This is a genomic window from Aeromonas sp. OTU364 (assembly GCF_038440395.1).
In the GTDB taxonomy this organism is placed as follows: domain Bacteria; phylum Pseudomonadota; class Gammaproteobacteria; order Enterobacterales; family Aeromonadaceae; genus Aeromonas.
Genome location: NZ_JASATR010000024.1, coordinates 1 through 16,132, shown reverse-complemented (window position 1 = coordinate 16,132; position 16,132 = coordinate 1). Strand labels below are relative to the sequence as shown.

Annotated in this window: 16 protein-coding genes; 8 read left to right on the top strand and 8 right to left on the bottom strand. The window is 65.9% G+C overall.

Annotation, left to right across the window (positions count from 1 at the left end):
- Positions 1–49: 49 nt before the first annotated feature.
- Entirely contained in the window at positions 50–1,531 is a 1,482-nt protein-coding gene (locus AAHB08_RS19155; RefSeq protein ID WP_342059792.1) for a sensor domain-containing diguanylate cyclase, read from the bottom strand.
- A gap of 181 nt (positions 1,532–1,712) precedes the next feature.
- Between AAHB08_RS19155 and ybaK the strand changes: the two genes are divergently transcribed.
- Complete coding sequence (gene ybaK, locus AAHB08_RS19150; protein WP_139433963.1) at positions 1,713–2,174, top strand: Cys-tRNA(Pro) deacylase; 462 nt, start codon at positions 1,713–1,715, stop codon at positions 2,172–2,174.
- Between the two features lie 119 nt (positions 2,175–2,293).
- Here ybaK and AAHB08_RS19145 read toward each other — a convergent pair whose 3' ends face one another.
- The 4 genes from AAHB08_RS19145 to AAHB08_RS19130 form a co-directional block, all read right to left on the bottom strand.
- Complete coding sequence (locus tag AAHB08_RS19145; RefSeq protein ID WP_342059791.1) at positions 2,294–3,559, bottom strand: DUF1479 domain-containing protein; 1,266 nt, start codon at positions 3,557–3,559, stop codon at positions 2,294–2,296.
- 216 nt (positions 3,560–3,775) lie between these two features.
- Entirely contained in the window at positions 3,776–4,498 is a 723-nt protein-coding gene (locus tag AAHB08_RS19140) for a GNAT family N-acetyltransferase (RefSeq protein ID WP_342059790.1), read from the bottom strand.
- Positions 4,488–4,937: a rhodanese-like domain-containing protein gene (locus AAHB08_RS19135; RefSeq protein WP_139433960.1), complete on the bottom strand. Its 450-nt coding sequence runs from the start codon at positions 4,935–4,937 to the stop codon at positions 4,488–4,490. The genes AAHB08_RS19140 and AAHB08_RS19135 overlap by 11 nt, the downstream gene beginning before the upstream one ends.
- A 17-nt stretch (positions 4,938–4,954) precedes the next feature.
- Positions 4,955–5,422, bottom strand: a complete 468-nt coding sequence (locus tag AAHB08_RS19130) for an OsmC family protein (RefSeq protein WP_342059789.1) — start codon at positions 5,420–5,422, stop codon at positions 4,955–4,957.
- Positions 5,423–5,832: 410 nt separating this feature from the next.
- On the opposite strand from AAHB08_RS19130, the gene pdxR reads away from it, so the two are divergent.
- Complete coding sequence (pdxR, locus tag AAHB08_RS19125; RefSeq protein ID WP_342059788.1) at positions 5,833–7,260, top strand: MocR-like pyridoxine biosynthesis transcription factor PdxR; 1,428 nt, start codon at positions 5,833–5,835, stop codon at positions 7,258–7,260.
- Positions 7,261–7,438: 178 nt separating this feature from the next.
- Entirely contained in the window at positions 7,439–8,350 is a 912-nt protein-coding gene (locus tag AAHB08_RS19120; RefSeq protein ID WP_342059787.1) for a hypothetical protein, read from the top strand.
- 165 nt (positions 8,351–8,515) lie between these two features.
- Here AAHB08_RS19120 and AAHB08_RS19115 read toward each other — a convergent pair whose 3' ends face one another.
- Positions 8,516–9,400 carry a LysR family transcriptional regulator gene (locus AAHB08_RS19115; RefSeq protein WP_342059786.1) on the bottom strand — a complete coding sequence of 295 codons (885 nt, stop codon included), beginning with the start codon at positions 9,398–9,400 and terminating at the stop codon, positions 8,516–8,518.
- A gap of 125 nt (positions 9,401–9,525) precedes the next feature.
- Here AAHB08_RS19115 and AAHB08_RS19110 point away from each other — a divergent pair, with 125 nt between their 5' ends.
- Positions 9,526–9,927, top strand: coding sequence for a CidA/LrgA family protein (locus AAHB08_RS19110; protein WP_042648380.1), 402 nt, complete (start codon positions 9,526–9,528; stop codon positions 9,925–9,927).
- Complete coding sequence (locus AAHB08_RS19105) at positions 9,920–10,609, top strand: LrgB family protein (protein WP_139433957.1); 690 nt, start codon at positions 9,920–9,922, stop codon at positions 10,607–10,609. Before AAHB08_RS19110 ends, AAHB08_RS19105 begins: the two co-directional genes overlap by 8 nt.
- A gap of 63 nt (positions 10,610–10,672) precedes the next feature.
- On the opposite strand, the gene AAHB08_RS19100 is transcribed toward AAHB08_RS19105, so the two are convergent.
- Complete coding sequence (locus AAHB08_RS19100; protein WP_202047245.1) at positions 10,673–13,141, bottom strand: bifunctional aspartate kinase/homoserine dehydrogenase II; 2,469 nt, start codon at positions 13,139–13,141, stop codon at positions 10,673–10,675.
- Positions 13,141–14,319 (bottom strand): cystathionine gamma-synthase, encoded by a 1,179-nt coding sequence (gene metB, locus AAHB08_RS19095; protein ID WP_139433955.1) that lies wholly within the window; start codon positions 14,317–14,319, stop codon positions 13,141–13,143. The genes AAHB08_RS19100 and metB overlap by 1 nt, the downstream gene beginning before the upstream one ends.
- A gap of 223 nt (positions 14,320–14,542) precedes the next feature.
- Here metB and metJ point away from each other — a divergent pair, with 223 nt between their 5' ends.
- The 3 genes from metJ (at position 14,543) to AAHB08_RS19080 (ending at position 16,071) form a co-directional block, all read left to right on the top strand.
- Complete coding sequence (gene metJ / locus AAHB08_RS19090) at positions 14,543–14,866, top strand: met regulon transcriptional regulator MetJ (RefSeq protein WP_005327165.1); 324 nt, start codon at positions 14,543–14,545, stop codon at positions 14,864–14,866.
- Positions 14,867–14,901: 35 nt separating this feature from the next.
- A complete protein-coding gene (locus AAHB08_RS19085; protein WP_342059821.1) occupies positions 14,902–15,648 on the top strand; it encodes an AraC family transcriptional regulator in 747 nt (248 codons plus the stop codon).
- A gap of 84 nt (positions 15,649–15,732) precedes the next feature.
- On the top strand, positions 15,733–16,071 hold the full coding sequence (locus AAHB08_RS19080) for a tRNA-binding protein (protein WP_005327160.1): 339 nt from the start codon (positions 15,733–15,735) through the stop codon (positions 16,069–16,071).
- Positions 16,072–16,132 lie beyond the last annotated feature (61 nt).

The following is a 16,132-nucleotide window of genomic DNA, read 5'->3' as shown; positions in this document are numbered from 1 at the left end:
GGCGCCCTTTCTCGTTGCATGAATCCTGTGTTTTCTGCTGGCAACCAGCCTAGGCAATCCGGTTGCGTCCCCGGCGCTTGGCCTCGTAGAGGCGCTGATCCACGCACAGCAGCCAGTCATCCATGCAGCGGTAGCTCATCTGATAGGGGGTGAGGCCCAGGCTGATGGTGACGGTGATCGTCTGGTGTTGATACAGGAAGCTGTGCTGCTCGACCAGTTGCCGGATGCGCTCCATGATGGCGCGAGCCTCCTCCTGGGTGGTGCCGCGCAGCAGCATGATGAACTCCTCCCCGCCGAACCTCGCCACCAGATCCTGGCTGCGCACCGACTGCATCAGCAGACGGGCCAGCTCCTCGAGCACCGCATCCCCGGCAAGGTGGCCATGTTCATCGTTGATCTGCTTGAAGAAGTCGATATCGATCAGGACCAGGCAGCAGGCTTCCCCCTCGGCCGGATGGCGCTGGATGTGATCGAGCAGCACATTGGCCTGGGTGAAGAAGCTGCTGCGGTTGGGCAGCTTGGTGAGAAAGTCGTGCTCGGCGTTGAAGCGCAGCACCCGCTCCATCCGGCTGCGCTCATCCTCCAGATTGCGGGCGTGGATCAGGGTGCCCAGGGCCGTGGTGAGCGGTTCGAGCTGGGTCACCAGGGTTTCGTCGAAGCCACAGGGACGGTTCGCCAGGGCTATCATGCCGATGGCTTCCCCCTTGTGGCGGATGGGGATGCCGAGAAAACTGTCCAGACGGGGATGCCCCCGGGGGGAGACGCCGCGGCTCGCCGGATGACTCGGCAGATCGTTGCAGCACACCAGGGCATTGTGGGTCACCACGTGACCGAACAGGTTGTCGAGCTTGCTGAAGATGAGGCCGCCCCGGTTCTGGCGTTGCTGCTCGTACCAGGCATGGGTCGCCTCGTCCCAGGAGACGTTCGAGATGGAGGGGATGTAGAGGCTGGGCCGCCCCTCCTCGTACTGGACGATGCCGATGAAGCCATAGGTGCTCTGGCTGACGCTCAGCAGCCGCTCGAACACGGTGTCACAGGCGGAGCCGAGATTGCGATCGAGCAGAAAGCTCTGGTGGGCGGCCACGACGATGTCGAACAGCTGGCTCTGCTGCTCGACCCGTTGCTTGGCCAGCACCTCTGAGGTGATGTCGTGGGCCAGCTTGATCACCCCGAGCAGGGCCCCCGCCTCGTCGGTGACGGGCATGTAGGTGGCGTGGATCCAGAGGGTACCGCCATCGCGCATGACGCGGCGAAATTCCCCCGAGTGGATCTCGCCCTTCAGCACCTCCTGCCAGAAGCGTCCGTAGTCGGCGTGCAGCTCCGGCGGCAACAGCAGCAGATGGGACTCGCCGACCAGCGCATCGGCGGCATAACCGAACATGCGACAGAACAGCGGATTGACCGACACCATGCGGCCATCCAGATCGAACTCGACCATGCCGTAGGTACGGTCGAGGGCGGTCAGCCGGGCCAGGGCCTCATAACGATCGAACGTGTCGATATCGCGAGAGCGGATTGCTGGGGTATTCATGGCTACGATTCCTTTCGATCGCCATCGCATCGCGGTGGAATGCGGGAACAAGAGCTCAGATCATAGGATCCGGCATCCGGTTGCGCGAACAGAGGCCCCCATGGGGGGGGAAGGCTGACACTTGCCATGCCCGTCGCCCGGGCGCAGACTGTCTGGCCTTGTTTCGGCCCGAGGAGACCCCATGACACCCGCCATCAACCTGCTGAAGAAGCTCAAGATCCCCCACAAGCTCTACCCCTACGAGTGCGAGGCCCACGACGATTTCGGCAAGCATGCCGCGACCCAGCTGGGCCTGCCCCAGGCTCAGGTGTTCAAGACTCTGCTGGCCCACCACGACAAGCAGGCGGTGGTCGCCATAGTCCCCTCCTCCGGCATGTGCAGCCTCAAGCAGCTCGCCAAGGCCACCGGGCTCAAGAAGGTGGAGATGATGAAGCCGGCCGACGCCGAGAAGCTGACCGGTTACAAGGTGGGGGGCATCAGCCCGCTGGCCCAGAAGAAGCTGCTGCCGACCGTGCTGGACGACTCCGCCATGGCCTTTGACGAGATACTGGTGAGTGGCGGCAAGCGCGGCCTCTCGGTCGGGGTAGCCCCGGAAGACATGGTGCGCCTGATGAACTGGATTGCCGCCCCCATAGGCGAGTGATACTGCGCAAGCGATGCAGAGGACAAGGGCGGCCCGATGACCGCCCTTGTCGTTTCTCCCTGTCCCGTGACGGGTCGCACCTCAAGGCGCCAACCCGATACAGCTGACGAAGGAGGCCATCAATCCTCCATCGCCAGCGCCCGTCGGCCATTGCGGTTCAGATCGGCCGGGGTGAAGCGATCACGCCAGTCGGTCTCGTAGTCCTCCCGCGGGAAGTCGCCCGGCGAGACGCCAAGCTCCAGCGCCGCCCTCACCTTGTGCGCATAGACCCGGTTCTTGTCGCACATGGGCGCCGCCGGTATATACATCACGTTGCCCCAGCCTTGCTGGTCGGTGACCGGGGCCACCGAATGGATGAGATCGCAGTGCCACCAGACGGAATCACCCGCTTCCAGCGCAGGGATCGAGGACAGGGCCTTGATCAACAAGGGGTGCCACTGCTCGGAGACGGGCAATACCCTGCCCGGCGCGACGCCGCAGAGCTCGTCTTCCGGCACGTCGTCCAGCAGCGGACGCAGCAATATGTACGCCATCGCCTCGGGAATGGGTACCACATGGAGCAAACCCTGCCCCGGGATCATGTCGGAGAGCGCGGTCCACCCCTGGAAGGTGCGGAAGACGGAGCACTTGGTGGTGTTGTCGACCGTATACTCATCCACCTCGGTGCGGTGCGCGGCATCCCAGGGATCATAGCTGTCGAGCCGGCCATCGAAGACCTTGGCGAACACCCGCTGGTAGGCCGGCAGCAGCCAGCGCTCCAGCGCCCCCGAGTCGGTATGGGCCCCCAACCCCTTCGAGGTCGTGCCGGGCGGGCGGCGGCGGATCCGGTCCGGATAGATCACGCTGATGTCGGGGTCGAACCACCGCTTGCCATCGCGCTCGAAGGTCCAGAGCCGGTTGAGGAAGGACTGCACCGACGCCATCTGCTCGCTCTGGCGTGCCTGCATCTGTGCCTGTGACCAGTAGATGGGATAGATCTCGGGCCGCGAGGCCTCCAGGGAGCCGAAGAAGCTGTCGCCGGGGCCCTGGTAGATGTCGTCGAAGCGGTTATGGTCCAGGTACGCCAGCATCGACTGATCCCAGGCCAGCGCCTGCTCGCGGGGGAAATGGCCCTTGATGACGGCACAACCCCGCCGCTTGATCAGCTCACGCACCGACTCCGGCACGCAGCCTGCGGCGACATCGCGATAATCGAGCACCGGCCACACGGGGTCTCCACTCGCCTTCAGCCGTTCAATCTCGGCAAGGCGCTCTTCGATCCTCTGGCTCAGCCGCCGAAACAGCGCGTTCACATCGCCAAGCCGGGCGCGCAGCGCCCGCTTCATCTCGCGGATAGCCGCCTTGTGATCGGCGGGCAGTGTTTCACAGGTAAAAGTGTCAGCCATGATATCCCTCGCTCCCTTCCTCTTCGCTTTCGTTCGAAAGACTAAAACCTTTAAATGTAAAATACAGTAAGCGGAAGTTAATGCAAGGGGGAAGATGTAAAGAGAAAGGCCTGGGTTGCTTCGGGACCTGAAGGTGGCCCGCGTGCAGAGAAGGGAGATGGCTGGGGAGATGACAAGGGCGGCTCGATGCCGCCCTTGTCGCTACCACTCATTCGCCTAGGTGCAATGCACCTCGGCGGTCAGCTCCGAGAGTCGCAGCCGCTGGCGCCCCTGCTCGTCGAAGTTATCCTCCGCCAGCCAGCGCTCGAAACTGCCCTTCAGGGCGGGCCACTCGCCGTCTATCACCGAGAACCAGGCGGTATCCCGACTGTGCCCCTTGTCCACCCGGGCCTGGCGGAAGGTCCCCTCGTAACTGAAGCCGAGACGCAGCGCCGCCTTGCGCGAGGGCCCGTTGAGCGCGTTGCACTTCCACTCGTAGCGGCGATACCCCAGGGCGAAGGCATTGGCCATCATCAGCGCCATGGCCGCCGTCGCCAGCCGCGACTGCTGCAGGGCCGGCGAGAAGTGCAGCCAGCCCACCTCCACGCTGCCCGCGGCGGGGTCGATGCGCAGGTAGCTGGCGAGCCCCAGCGCCCGGCCGCTCCCCGCATCGACAATGGCATAGAACTGGGGATCGACCTTGGCGGCGACGCCTCGCAGCCAGGCCAGCATGGCCGCCTCATCCTCGAAGGGGCCGCTGGTGAGATAGGTCCACATGGCCCCGCTGTCGGCACTGAAGGCCTGCCACAGGCTGCCGCCGTGGCGCTCGGGATCGAGCGGTTCCAGGCGACAGCCCCAGCCGCTCAGCACGCGGTGAGGGGGAAACTCGGCACCCCGCCAGTCTGGCAGCGCACTCCCCAGGGGCTGGCCATGGCCGCTGAAGAGGGGTTCAGCAGGCACAGGCGATCCCCCCTTCCAGCAGCACCCCAGGTTCGCTGCCGGTGGCGACGGCGAAGCCGTCCTGACGCCACCAGTGCAGGCCGCCGATCAGCTCCTTGACCCTGAAGCCGAGCGCCGCCAGCTTGTACGCTCCCTGGGTCGAGCCGTTGCAGCCGATGCCATCGCAGTAACAGACATAGACCCTGTCCCGCGACAGCCCCTGGGTGGTCGCCGGGCTCATGGTGCGATGGGGGAAGGAGATGGCGCCCGGGATATGGCCCTCGGCGTAGTGCGCGGGGGAGCGGGTGTCGATGACCACTATGCTGCCCCCTTCACCCGCCTCCCCGGCCAGCAGATCGGCGGCGAGATCCGCCGGATCGGTGCGAAACTTCAACTGGGCCTCGAAGAAGGCGCTGGCCTCCAGCGGGCTCGCAACCCCGGTACTCAATACATGACTCATCCTGATGCTCCTTGTGATTACAGTGCTATCTCTGTGGTGACGACGGTGTTGACCGAGTTCGCGATAAAGCACTCCTCGTGGGCCTGGTGGTGCAGCCGCTCCAGCGCGGCGAGATCGGGCCGGCGTTCGCCACCAAACACCACCCTGGGGCGTAGGGCGACCCGGGTGATGGACTGGCGGCCACGCTCGTTCGGCTCCATGACGCCGACGGCCTCATCCCGGTAGCTCTCCACCAGATAACCCGCCCTGGCGACCAGCCAGAGGAAGGTCAGCATGTGACAGCTGGAGAGGGATGCGACGAAGGCCTCCTCGGGATCCACGTGCTCGGCCACCGAGTAAGGCAAGGGCACCACATGGGGGGAGGAGGAGGCGGGCACCCTGACCCCGCCGTCAAACGCCCACTCATGGGCCCGGCTGTAGCGCTGATCGACAAAGGGCTCGCTGGCCCCTCGCTGCCAGCTGATGGTGGCACTGTATTCCGACATGCAGACTCCTTCTGTAGCCAATGTGTGTTGCCAATGGGGTTGCTTCACTTCCTTGTCCACCAATGTAGCGACAAAATGGCCTTGCCACGCCGACCAATTTTGCCAATATGGGCAGACCAATTTATCCGCAACGGGAAGTGCCATGACAGTCCTGCCGACCCTCTTTACCGACCAGCAGCAAAACGATCTTCCCCTGCACGAACAGCTGGTGCGCACCCTGCGTGAAGCGATATCCGGATGGGGGGGCCATCTGCCCCAGCACCGCGGAGGCCAATCATGACAGTTCTGCCGACCCTCTTTGCCGACCAGCAACAAAACGATCTTCCCCTGCACGAGCAGTTGGTGCGCACCCTGCGGGAGGCTATATCCGGATGGGGGGGCCATCTGCCCCGGCACCGCGGAGGCCAATCATGACAGTCCTGCCGACCCTCTTTGCCGACCAGCAGCAAAACAATCTTCCCCTGCACGAACAGCTGGTGCGCACCCTGCGGGAGGCAATACTGGCGGGCCATCTGCCGCTGCACGGCAGGCTGCCGGCCAGCCGCATGCTGGCCCGGGATCTCGGCGTCTCCCGCAGCACTGTGGAGCTGGCCTATGGCCGGCTGGAGGCGGAGGGGTATCTGGTGCGCAAGGTGGGGGCCGGCAGCTTCGTCGCCCTGGCGGCGGTGCGCCCCGCTCCGCGCCCGCCCCAGTCGGCGGCGGGGCTCTCCCGCCGTGGTCAGGAGCTGGCGCAAGGGGGGGCCTGCCACGAGGTGCCCGAGGTGGGCAACTCCTTTGCCTCCAGCCAGCCGGATCCCCGCCTCTTTCCCCAGGCTCTCTGGGGTCGCCTGATGCAGCAGCAGTGGCGCCGGGGGGCCAGCGACTGGATGAATTACGGGGATCCGCAAGGGCTCGGGGAGCTGCGCACCGCCATCAGCAGCTACCTGGTGCAGTCGCGGGGCGTGGTGTGCGAGCCGGAGCAGATCCTGATCCTCACCAGCTCCCAGCAGGGCATATTGCTGGCGACCCAGCTGCTCATCGATGCCGGTGACACCGTCTGGGTGGAGGATCCGGGTTATCCCGGAGCCCGCACCGCCATGGAGAGCGCCGGCGCCCGCATCCATCCGGTGCCGGTGGACGCCGAGGGGCTCAACCCTGCCGGCGAACACCCCAGCCCCAGGCTCATCTACTGCACCCCGGCCCACCAGTACCCCCTGGGCGTGCCCATGAGCCTGCCGCGCCGCATGGCGCTGCTGGCGGAGGCCGAGCGGCGCGGGGCCTGGATCCTGGAGGACGACTACGACGGGGAGTACCAGTACGATCAGCGGCCGCTCCCCGCCCTGCAGGGGCTGGATGGCCAGGGGCGCGTCCTCTATGTGGGCACCTTCAGCAAGGTGCTGTTTGGTTCCTTGCGCCTCGCCTACCTGGTCTTGCCACGCCCCCTGATGGAGGCCTTCAGCCGGGCCCGCGCCGCCGTCGACGGCCACAGCAACCAGCTGCAGCAGGCGGTCACCGCGGACTTCATCCGCGCCGGGCACTTCGCCACTCACCTGCGCCAGAGCCGCCTCGTCTACCAGAGCCGGCGGGATCTGCTGCTGGCCGAGCTGGCCGAGCACTGCCCCAGGCTCACCCCCATCCACAGCGGCGCCGGGCTGCAGTGCGCCGTGCTGCTCCCCGCCGGGGGCGAGGCCCGCTGGACAGAGGCGGCCAACGCCCGGGGGCTGGGGCTGCGCCCCCTGGGCCAGTATCACCTCGCCCCTCCCACCCGGGAGGGCTGGCTGCTCGGCTTCGGCTGCCTCGACAACCAGACCCTGCGCCGGCTGTGTCGCCAGCTGGGCGCCCTGATGGAAACCGTCTGAGACGAGCCACACAAGTCAGAGGCGTTGGGGCAATCCACTGTGTCGCCAATCGGGTTTGCTTATGAAAGCCGTCTGGGGCCAGGCCAAGAGGTCAGAGGAGCCGGGGGCCAATAGGGCTGTGTCGCCGGTGGGGCAGCGAACTATAATGGGCACAATCCCGTTGTAGAACCCGGCCAAGATGTATCGACTCCTGCTCCTGCTATTCACGCTCTCCCTCTCCTCCTCCCCGATGGCGGCCACCCGATTTACCCTGCTCAGCCCGGAAAACGAACAGGATGCCCGCATGGACTACTACCGGGAGGCGATGCGGCTGGCGCTGGAGAAGACCCGCCAGCAATACGGCGACTACGAACTGCGTGATTCCCTGAAGATGAACAAGGCGCGGATGCGGCTCGAGGTGCAAAAACCGGGCAAGAGTGCCCTCTTCATCGTCGACAGCTGGCCCCAGAAGACGCCTCACCCCGAGGTCAGCCTGATCCCCTTCCCCATCGATCTCGGCATTCTCGGTTACCGGGTCTGCTTCGTCGCGGCTGACCGCGCCAAGGATCTGGCCGGGGTCCGTACCCTGGCCCAGCTTCAGGCGTTCAGTCAGGGGACAGGCAAGGAGTGGCAGGATGCCGACATCCTGCGCCACAACGGCTTCCAGGTGCAGGAGGTGGACAACTACGAGTCGCTGTTTCGCATGGTGGCCCGTGGCCGGGTCGATCTCTTCTGTCGCGGCGCCAACGAGATACTGGCGGAGTGGGAGACCCACCACCCCAGGCTGCCGACCCTCGCCGTCGATCGCCATGTGGCCCTCTTCTACCCGCTGATCCACGCCTTCTACAGCCATGCCACCTACGACAAGGAGCGCGAGCGAATCCAGCTCGGCCTGCGGCTGGCCTGGCAGGACGGTTCACTCAAACGGCTCTGGCGCCAGCACTTCCAACCCTCCCTGGCGTTCACCCAGCTGGCCTCGCGCCAGCTGTTCAGGCTGAGCAACCCCCAGCTGCCCGGCGAGGGGAGCGACTACAGATCCTATCTCTATGATCCGGCCCGGGATGCCTTCGGTGTGCCTCCCCACGACAAGGGGGACAAGATCGGCAAGTAGCGTCTAGCCCCGCGCCCCCTGCTCGCGACACAGGGGGACAAGGTCGGCAAGTAGCGTCTAGCCCCGCGCCCCCTGCTCGCGACACAGGGGGACAAGGTCGGCAAGTAGCGCCTAGCCCCGCGCCCCCTGCTCGCGACACAGGGGGACAAGGTCGGCAAGTAGCGCCTAGCCCCGCGCCCCCTGCTCGCGACACAGGGCGAGCCAGGCCTCGGCGGTGCGGGAGAGGTAGCGCTTCGCGGGCCAGATCACCCCGAGCCGCCAGCTCAGCTCCGGCAACAAGGGCCTCAGCACCAGGCCGTCCGGGGTCAGCCGCCGGCAGATGGGCTCGGGCAGGAAGGCGACCCCCATGCCGCTGCGCACCATGGCGGTGAGAAAATCCCACTGGCTGCTGCGCGCCGCCACCTGGGGCACGAAGCCCGCCTGCTGACAGGCCTGCTCCAGCCGCTCGCTCAGGGTGAAGGCCTGGGTGTAGAGCAGGAAGGGCTCCTCCTGCAGATCCGCCAGCCGGATCTCGCTATCCCCGCGCCAGCGGGGCAGGTCAGGCAGCACCACCTGAATGGGATAGCAGTCCAGCTCCAGGGCGCTCAGCACCCCCTCTTCCCTGGTCGGCAACATGGTGATGGCGAGATCCAGCTCCCCCTCCAGCACCGCCTGCTCGATGCGGCGCCCGCCGTACTCGACGATGGAGAGCTCCACCTTGGGGTAGCGGCTGCGGTAGGCGCGGATGAGATCCGCATAGACGTGGCCCACCATGGGGGGGATGCCCAGCGCCAGGCGCCCGTGCTGCAGGCTCTGCAGATCCGCAAGCTCCGCCTCCAGTTGCTGCATCTGGGCCAGGATCAGCTGGCCGCGGGCAAACAGCACCTGGCCGCTGTCGGTCAGGGTGAAGCTGTGCCCCTCCCGATTGAGCAGGGGCTGGCCCAGCTCCTCCTCCATGCTGCGGATCATCTTGCTGATGGTGGGCTGGGTGACGAACAGCTTCTCGGAGGCGCGGGTGAAGCTCTTCTCTCGCACCAGTTCGACAAAGTAACGCAGGGCTCGGATATCCATGGGACGCTCGTCTGGGGTAATCACCAAATAATGCCAATTTGGCATATTTTTCATAATTTAAATTCATTTTTTGCAGGTTTGGCCCCCGCTTATACTGTGACCAGGTTCACAGAAAGACGCCCATCATGAAAGCCTTCTGCCTTCGCTGGTTGCAAACCCCCTTCCAAATCGCCCTGCTGGCGGCCATCTGGCTGCTGGCCGACACCGCGGTACGCACCTTCCACCTGCCCCTGCCCGCCAACCTCACCGGCATGCTGTTGCTGCTGGTCTGCATCCTGCTCGGGGTGGTCAAGGCCCAGTGGTTCAGCGCCGGGGCCCGCTGGCTGCTGGCGGAGATGCTGCTGTTCTTCGTGCCCGCCGTGGTGGCCGTGGTCAACTATCAGGATCTGCTGCTGCAGGAGGGGTGGCGCATCATGGTGGTGCTGGTGACAAGCACTGTGCTGGTGCTCGGCACCACGGCCCTGGTGGTGGACAGGGTCTATCGCCTGGAGCTGAAGCTGGCCCGCCGGAGTCGCCGCCATGTCTGACACCCTGCTCGGTCTGCTCTGCTTCGCCCTCACCCTGCTGTTCTACTACGCCAGCAAGTGGCTCTATGGCAAGAAACGCATCCTGCCCTTGATGCCGCTGCTGCTGGCCCCCGCCCTGCTGGTGGCCGTGGTGGTGCTGTTCCACATCCCCTATCAGGACTACATGGCCGAATCCCACTGGCTGCTCTGGCTGCTGGGCCCGGCCACCGTCGCCTTCGCGGTGCCCGTCTACGAGAACCGCGCGCTGATGCGCCGCCACTGGCTCTCCCTCTCAGTGGGGGTGATCGCCTCTGTGGTGATGGCGGTGGGCAGCACAGTGCTGCTGGCCCGCTGGCTCAACCTCTCCGAGCTGTTGCAGCGCAGCATGGCCATGCGATCCATCACCACCCCCTTCGCGGTGGAGGCGACCCGCTCCGTGGGTGGCAACGCCGATCTCACCGCCCTGTTCGTGGTGCTGACCGGGGTGATCGGCATGGCGGTGGGTGAGAGTGTGCTGACGGTGCTCGCCATCCGCAGCCGCCTCGGCAAGGGGGCGGGTTTTGGCGCCTCCGCCCATGGCGCCGGCACCGCCAGGGCGTACCAGATGGGCAACGAGGAGGGGGTGGTCTCCAGCATGGTGATGATGATAGCCGGCATGGCGACTGTGCTGCTCGCCCCCCTGCTGGGCAGGCTGTTCTGGTAAGGCATTGCGACCACCAACGAGAAGAGGCACCCTTGGGCGCCTCTTCTTCATTGCTCTCAACCATTACAGGCTGGCACAGATCTGCCACAAGTCGTACTGAATGGCGGCGGCCGTCACCTCGCGCCCCGCCCCAGGCCCCTGAATGACCAGGGGGTTGGTGCGATAGCTGTCGCTCTCGATGGCGAACACGTTGTCGCAGGGCAGGAGGTTGGCGAACGGATGGTGGGGCTCCAGGCTCTCCAGCCCGACCCGCGCCTTGCCGTCGTGCTCGAAACGGGCGACGTAGCGCAGCACCTTGCCGACCCGGCGTGCCCCCTCGAACGCGGTCTGGATGGGATCATCCAGCTCCTTGAGCCTGTCCATGAACTGATCCGTGCTCACCTTGCGCAGGGAGACGGGCACCAGGTTCTCCAGCTCGATGTCGGCGGAGTCGAGCTCAAAGCCCGCCTCCCGCGCCAGGATCAGCAGCTTTCGGCGCACGTCCTGACCGGAGAGATCCTCCCGTGGATCCGGCTCGGTCAGGCCGTGCTGCCAGGCCTCGTCCACCAGCTCGGAGAAGGGGCGGCTGCCGTCATACTGCTGGAACAGCCAGGAGAGGGTACCGGAGAAGATGCCGGAGACGCCCTGGATGCGATCCCCGCTCTGGCGCAGCATCTGGATGCTAGACTGGATGGGCAGCCCGGCCCCCACGGTGGCGTTGTAGCGCCACTGCACCTGGTGATCGCGGCAGCTCTGCTTGATGCGCTGGTAGAACTCGCTGTCGGCGGCGCCGGCAAACTTGTTGGCCGCTATGATGTGGCAGCCGAGCTGGGCGAAGTCCGGGTAGTAGCGGCTCACCGTCTCGCTGGCGGTCATGTCGAGGGCGATCAGGGAGTCAAAACCGTGCTGCTCCAGCTGGGAGAGCAGTTCAGGCCAGATAAGCGGCTTGGGGTTGAAGTTGTCGCGCACCTTGAGGGGATCCAGCCCCTCTTCATCCAGCAGGCCTCCCTTGGAGTCGAACACCCCGTAGAGGGTGAGCGCCAGATTGAGCTCGTGCTCGAGCCGCGCCTTCTCCCGGGCGTAGAGTGCCAGCCAGTGACCCCCTATGTTGCCCTTGCCGAACACCACCAGTCCAACCCGGGTCGGGCGGCTGAACAGGGCGCTGTGCAGGGCGATGAGCAGGGGCTCCAGCACCACCTGGCGCAGCACGGCCACCAGGCTCAGGCCGTCTCGGGCCACCTGGACGAACTCCAGGGGCTGATCCGCCAGCAGCTGATAGAAGCGGTGACACTGCTCGGCGTTGTCGGTCACCCCTGCCCCCACCAGGGCCACCAGGCTGAACCCCTCTTTCTGGATGAGGCCAGTGAAGCTGCCCTGCAGCTGGAAGTCCCGCAGCACCTCGAAGGCCCCTTGTGCCACCTCCAGGGTGTAGGCCAGGCGCAGCACCCGCCGATCCGGCTGGCGCTGCAGGGTGAGCGGGTGGAGGCGATGGCGGGCCAGATGGGCCTCGATAGCCGCCACCGTCTGCTCATAACCTGTCTGGGGCAGCACCTTGAGCTCGATGAGGGCTATCTGATCCACCGAGGAGACGATGCGCGCCCCGCCGGAGCGCGGCGCCCGGCGCAGGATATGGGTGCAGCCCTCGTCCGGGTTGTAGCTGCAGCGCAGGGTGAGGCGCTGGCGGCTGTCGGCCACCGGCTGCAGGGTACGGGAATGGAGCACGGAGGAGCCGAGGCGGGCAAGCTCGTTGGCCTCCGCCAGACTCAGGCGTTCCAGCAGGCGCGCCTCCTTCACCCGGCGCGGATCGGCGCTGTAGACACCGGCCACGTCGCTCCAGATGGTGGTGGACTCCCCGTCCGCCAGGGCGGCCAGCAGGCTGGCGCTGTAGTCGGAGCCGTTGCGGCCGAGCAGCAGGGAGCGCCCCTCCATGTCGGCGGCGATGAAACCGGTCACCACTATGCGACCGGGATGCTCCGCCAGGCGGGCCTTGAGCAGCTCGCTGGAGATGGCGGTATTGACCTTGACCAGGGCGCCATCCTCGGCGCGCAGGAAGCTGCGGGCGTCGAGCCAGATGGCCTTGTCGCCGCGGCTGCTGAGCAGGGCGGCCAGCAGGCGCGCCGACCACACCTCGCCAAAGGCCAGCAGGCCGTTGCGCTCGAAGCGATCAAACTGCCCTTCCAGGGTCTTGGCGATCTGCTGCATGTCATCGGTCAGCTGCTGGCTCAAGTCGAGCAGCAACTCCCCCTCCAGCAGGCCGTCGATCAGGCTCTGCTGGTAGGCGTGCAGGGCAGTGATGGCTTCCCCTGCGGCCTCGTCACCCGCCTCGGCCAGCTCCACCAGCTGGATCAGCCGGTTGGTGGTCTTGCCGGCGGCGGAGACCACCACCAGCTCCCTGCCACCGCCCTGCTGCTCGGCCTGCTGTTCGAGAATGCTGGCGACCCGGCGATAGCAGACAGGATCCGCCAGACTGCTGCCGCCAAACTTGTGCACATGACGCCGCTTCAAGGCTCTCTCTGCCGCCACCGCACTCTCTCCTTGCTGTTGCTGTTCCATTACTTCACCTGCTCTGCCTGTTGTGCCAACTGCGCCTGTTCAAAGCCTTGAGCCAGATCGGCCACCAGGTCTTCACCGTGTTCTATGCCCACCGAGAGGCGCAGCAACTGGGCGCTGATGCCCGCCGCCTGCTGCGCCGCCGGAGTCATGGCCCTGTGGGTCATGCTGGCCGGATGGGCCACCAGACTCTCCACCCCGCCGAGGGATTCCGCCACCGAGAAGAGGCGCAGCGCCGCGAGGAAGGCGCGCAGCCCCGTCTCGTTGCAATCGAGTTCAAAACTTAGCATGGCGCCGAAGCCGGACTGTTGACGGCGCGCAATCTCGTGGCCCGGGTGGCTCGGCAGGCTGGGATGATAGATTTTTTTGACCAGCGGCTGCTGCTGCAGGAAGGCCAGGATCCTGTCCGTATTCTCCTGATGGGCACGCAGGCGCGGCGCCAGGGTGCGCAGACCGCGCAGGGTGAGGTAGGAGTCGAAGGCGCCGGAGGTGAGCCCCAGACAGTTGGCCCACCACACCAGGGACTCGGCCAGCTCGGCCTCCTTGGCGATCGCGACCCCGCCCACCACGTCGGAGTGGCCGTTGATGTACTTGGTGGTCGAATGCACCACCACGTCGGCCCCCAGCGAGAGCGGCTGTTGCAGCAGCGGGGAGAGGAAGGTGTTGTCCACCACCACTTTGGCACCCACCTCATGGGAGGCGGCGGCGATGGCGGCCACGTCCACCACCCGCAGCAGCGGGTTGGAGGGGGTCTCTACCCACACAAGGGCCGGTTGCTGCGCCAGGGCCTCGGCGAGCGCCGCCTCGTCCCCCTGATCGACGAACTGCACCCGGTAGTGGCCCTTGGCCGCCAGGTACTCGAACAGGCGCCAGGTACCGCCGTAGCAGTCGTGGGGGGCGATCAGCAGATCCCCCGCCTTGAGCAGGGCCGTGGTCACCAGGTGGACGGCCCCCATGCCGGTGCCGGTCACCACGGCGCCGGCGCCCCCTTCCAGGGCCGCCAGGGCGTCCGCCAGATTGGTGCGGGTCGGGTTGCCCGAGCGAGCATAATCGTATTGACGAGGCTCGCCAAAGTCGGCAAAGGTGTAGTTGCTGGAGAGGTAGATGGGGGGCACCACGGCACCGTGTTGTGTGTCTGTCTCAATCCCGGTGCGTACCGCCAGGGTGGCCTTGTGGGTCATGTCACTCTCCTTGATGTGTTGCCGGAGCCGGTCCGCCTCGTGGGTCGTCCTGCCCCGCTCTCATTTGCGCAGGCCGGAGTGCCGGCCCATGGTGCATCACACTACGCCACCTTAAAAAAGCCGTCAACACTTCCAGACGTCTAAATGGCTTTGCTGTTGGATTGCCATTGAATTCCTTAAGGGTTAAAATCCGCGCTCACGGCCAAACGAGAACAGGTGGAACATGGGTACAGAGTGGAACGGCGACTACGTCAGCCCCTATGCGGAGCACGGCAAGAAGAGCGAACAGGTCAAGAAGATTACCGTCTCGATCCCGCTCAAGGTGCTGAAGGTGTTGACCGATGAGCGCACCCGTCGCCAGGTGAACAACCTGCGTCATGCGACCAACAGCGAGCTGCTCTGTGAGGCCTTCCTGCACGCATTCACCGGTCAGCCGTTGCCCTGTGACGACGATCTGCGCAAGGACCATCCGGACAGCGTCCCCGCCGAGGCCCGCGCCATCATGGAGGCGCTCGGCAAAGAGATCGAAGATTTCGACGCCGAGTAATCCGGTGGCCCATGGCACATAATCCCCCCTCTTCGATGACGCGGCCCGGTGCCGCGTCATCCCTATCTGCCCCCAGCCCGTTCAGCCTGCGCCGCTACCAGAGCGACATCAGCAGCCACAGCCATGACTTCGCCCAGCTGGTGATCCCCCTGGACGGCCCCCTCGAGATCGAGGTGCAGGGCCAGGGTCGTCGCCTCGCCCCTGGCTTTGCCTGCGTCATCGCCCCCGGTCTTCGCCACGACTACGCCGCCGACCCGGCGCTCTCCTTCCTGGTGCAGGAGAGCCACTGGCTGCCCGAGGCCCTTGGCGAGCGCCCCTTCATCCCCCTGGACGAGCCCCAGCGCCACTACCTCGCCTTCCTGCATCAGATGGTGCGTCAGGGTCGCCATGTAACCGGCATGGAGCAGGTCTGGCTGGGCCTCCTGGCCCAGGGTCAGGGCATGGGCCCCACCCTGGCCCCCCGCATGACAAGAGTGCAGCGCCACATCGAGGCCCACCTCGCCGAGCCTCTTGGCAACCAGCGGCTCGCCGCTGTTGCCTGCCTCGGCCAGAGCCAGTTCAAGCACGCCTTTCGCCAGCAGTTCGGCATGAGCGCCTCCCACTACATCCGCGGGCGGCGCATGGCGCTGGCACGTACCCTGCTGGCTCACAGTGCCCTGCCCATAGGCGAGGTGGCCAGCCGCTGCGGCTATCAGGATCAGGGCGCCTTCGCCGAGCGTTTCCTGGCCGAGACGGGCCTCACCCCCTCCCGCTGGCGCCAGCAAAACGGCCCGCAGCCATAACAGTCCGGCTCCTTGCCGAAGACAGGGGCTGCCGTTTCGAGGCATGCTGGAGCCAATGCAAGGTGTGTGAAAGGAGGAGCCAAGATGCAGACCATAAGCTGGCAGCAGTTCGAGATGGTGGAGCTGAGAGTGGGCACCCTGGTGCGGGTCGAGCCCTTCCCCGAGGCGCGCAAGCCCGCCTACAAGGTGTGGGCGGATTTCGGCCCCGAGCTCGGGGTGCGCAAGAGCAGCGCCCAGATAACGGATCTCTATCAGCCGGAGGATCTGGTGGGGCGCCAGATCGTCGCGGTGGTGAACTTCCCGGCCAAGCAGATAGGTCCCATCCAGTCGGAGTTTCTGCTGACCGGCTTCTACCGGGCCGATGGCGCCGTGGTGATGGCCATCCCGGAGCAGGCGGTGGAGAACGGCGCCAAGCTGGGTTGAGGCCCTGTGCCCCATAAAAGAGAAGAGGGGGGGCCCGGGGGGGGGGGGGGGGTTTTTTTGA

Coding starts and splice junctions, on each gene's coding strand:
- metB (WP_139433955.1), bottom strand. CDS start 14,319: ATGACCCACAAGGCCACCCTGGCGGTACGCACCGGGATTGAGACAGAC.
- AAHB08_RS19110 (WP_042648380.1), top strand. CDS start 9,526: ATGAAAGCCTTCTGCCTTCGCTGGTTGCAAACCCCCTTCCAAATCGCC.
- AAHB08_RS19120 (WP_342059787.1), top strand. CDS start 7,439: ATGTATCGACTCCTGCTCCTGCTATTCACGCTCTCCCTCTCCTCCTCC.
- AAHB08_RS19085 (WP_342059821.1), top strand. CDS start 14,902: ATGACGCGGCCCGGTGCCGCGTCATCCCTATCTGCCCCCAGCCCGTTC.
- AAHB08_RS19155 (WP_342059792.1), bottom strand. CDS start 1,531: ATGAATACCCCAGCAATCCGCTCTCGCGATATCGACACGTTCGATCGT.
- metJ (WP_005327165.1), top strand. CDS start 14,543: ATGGGTACAGAGTGGAACGGCGACTACGTCAGCCCCTATGCGGAGCAC.
- AAHB08_RS19135 (WP_139433960.1), bottom strand. CDS start 4,937: ATGAGTCATGTATTGAGTACCGGGGTTGCGAGCCCGCTGGAGGCCAGC.
- pdxR (WP_342059788.1), top strand. CDS start 5,833: ATGACAGTCCTGCCGACCCTCTTTGCCGACCAGCAGCAAAACAATCTT.
- AAHB08_RS19105 (WP_139433957.1), top strand. CDS start 9,920: ATGTCTGACACCCTGCTCGGTCTGCTCTGCTTCGCCCTCACCCTGCTG.
- AAHB08_RS19145 (WP_342059791.1), bottom strand. CDS start 3,559: ATGGCTGACACTTTTACCTGTGAAACACTGCCCGCCGATCACAAGGCG.
- AAHB08_RS19115 (WP_342059786.1), bottom strand. CDS start 9,400: ATGGATATCCGAGCCCTGCGTTACTTTGTCGAACTGGTGCGAGAGAAG.
- AAHB08_RS19130 (WP_342059789.1), bottom strand. CDS start 5,422: ATGTCGGAATACAGTGCCACCATCAGCTGGCAGCGAGGGGCCAGCGAG.
- AAHB08_RS19080 (WP_005327160.1), top strand. CDS start 15,733: ATGCAGACCATAAGCTGGCAGCAGTTCGAGATGGTGGAGCTGAGAGTG.
- AAHB08_RS19100 (WP_202047245.1), bottom strand. CDS start 13,141: ATGGAACAGCAACAGCAAGGAGAGAGTGCGGTGGCGGCAGAGAGAGCC.
- ybaK (WP_139433963.1), top strand. CDS start 1,713: ATGACACCCGCCATCAACCTGCTGAAGAAGCTCAAGATCCCCCACAAG.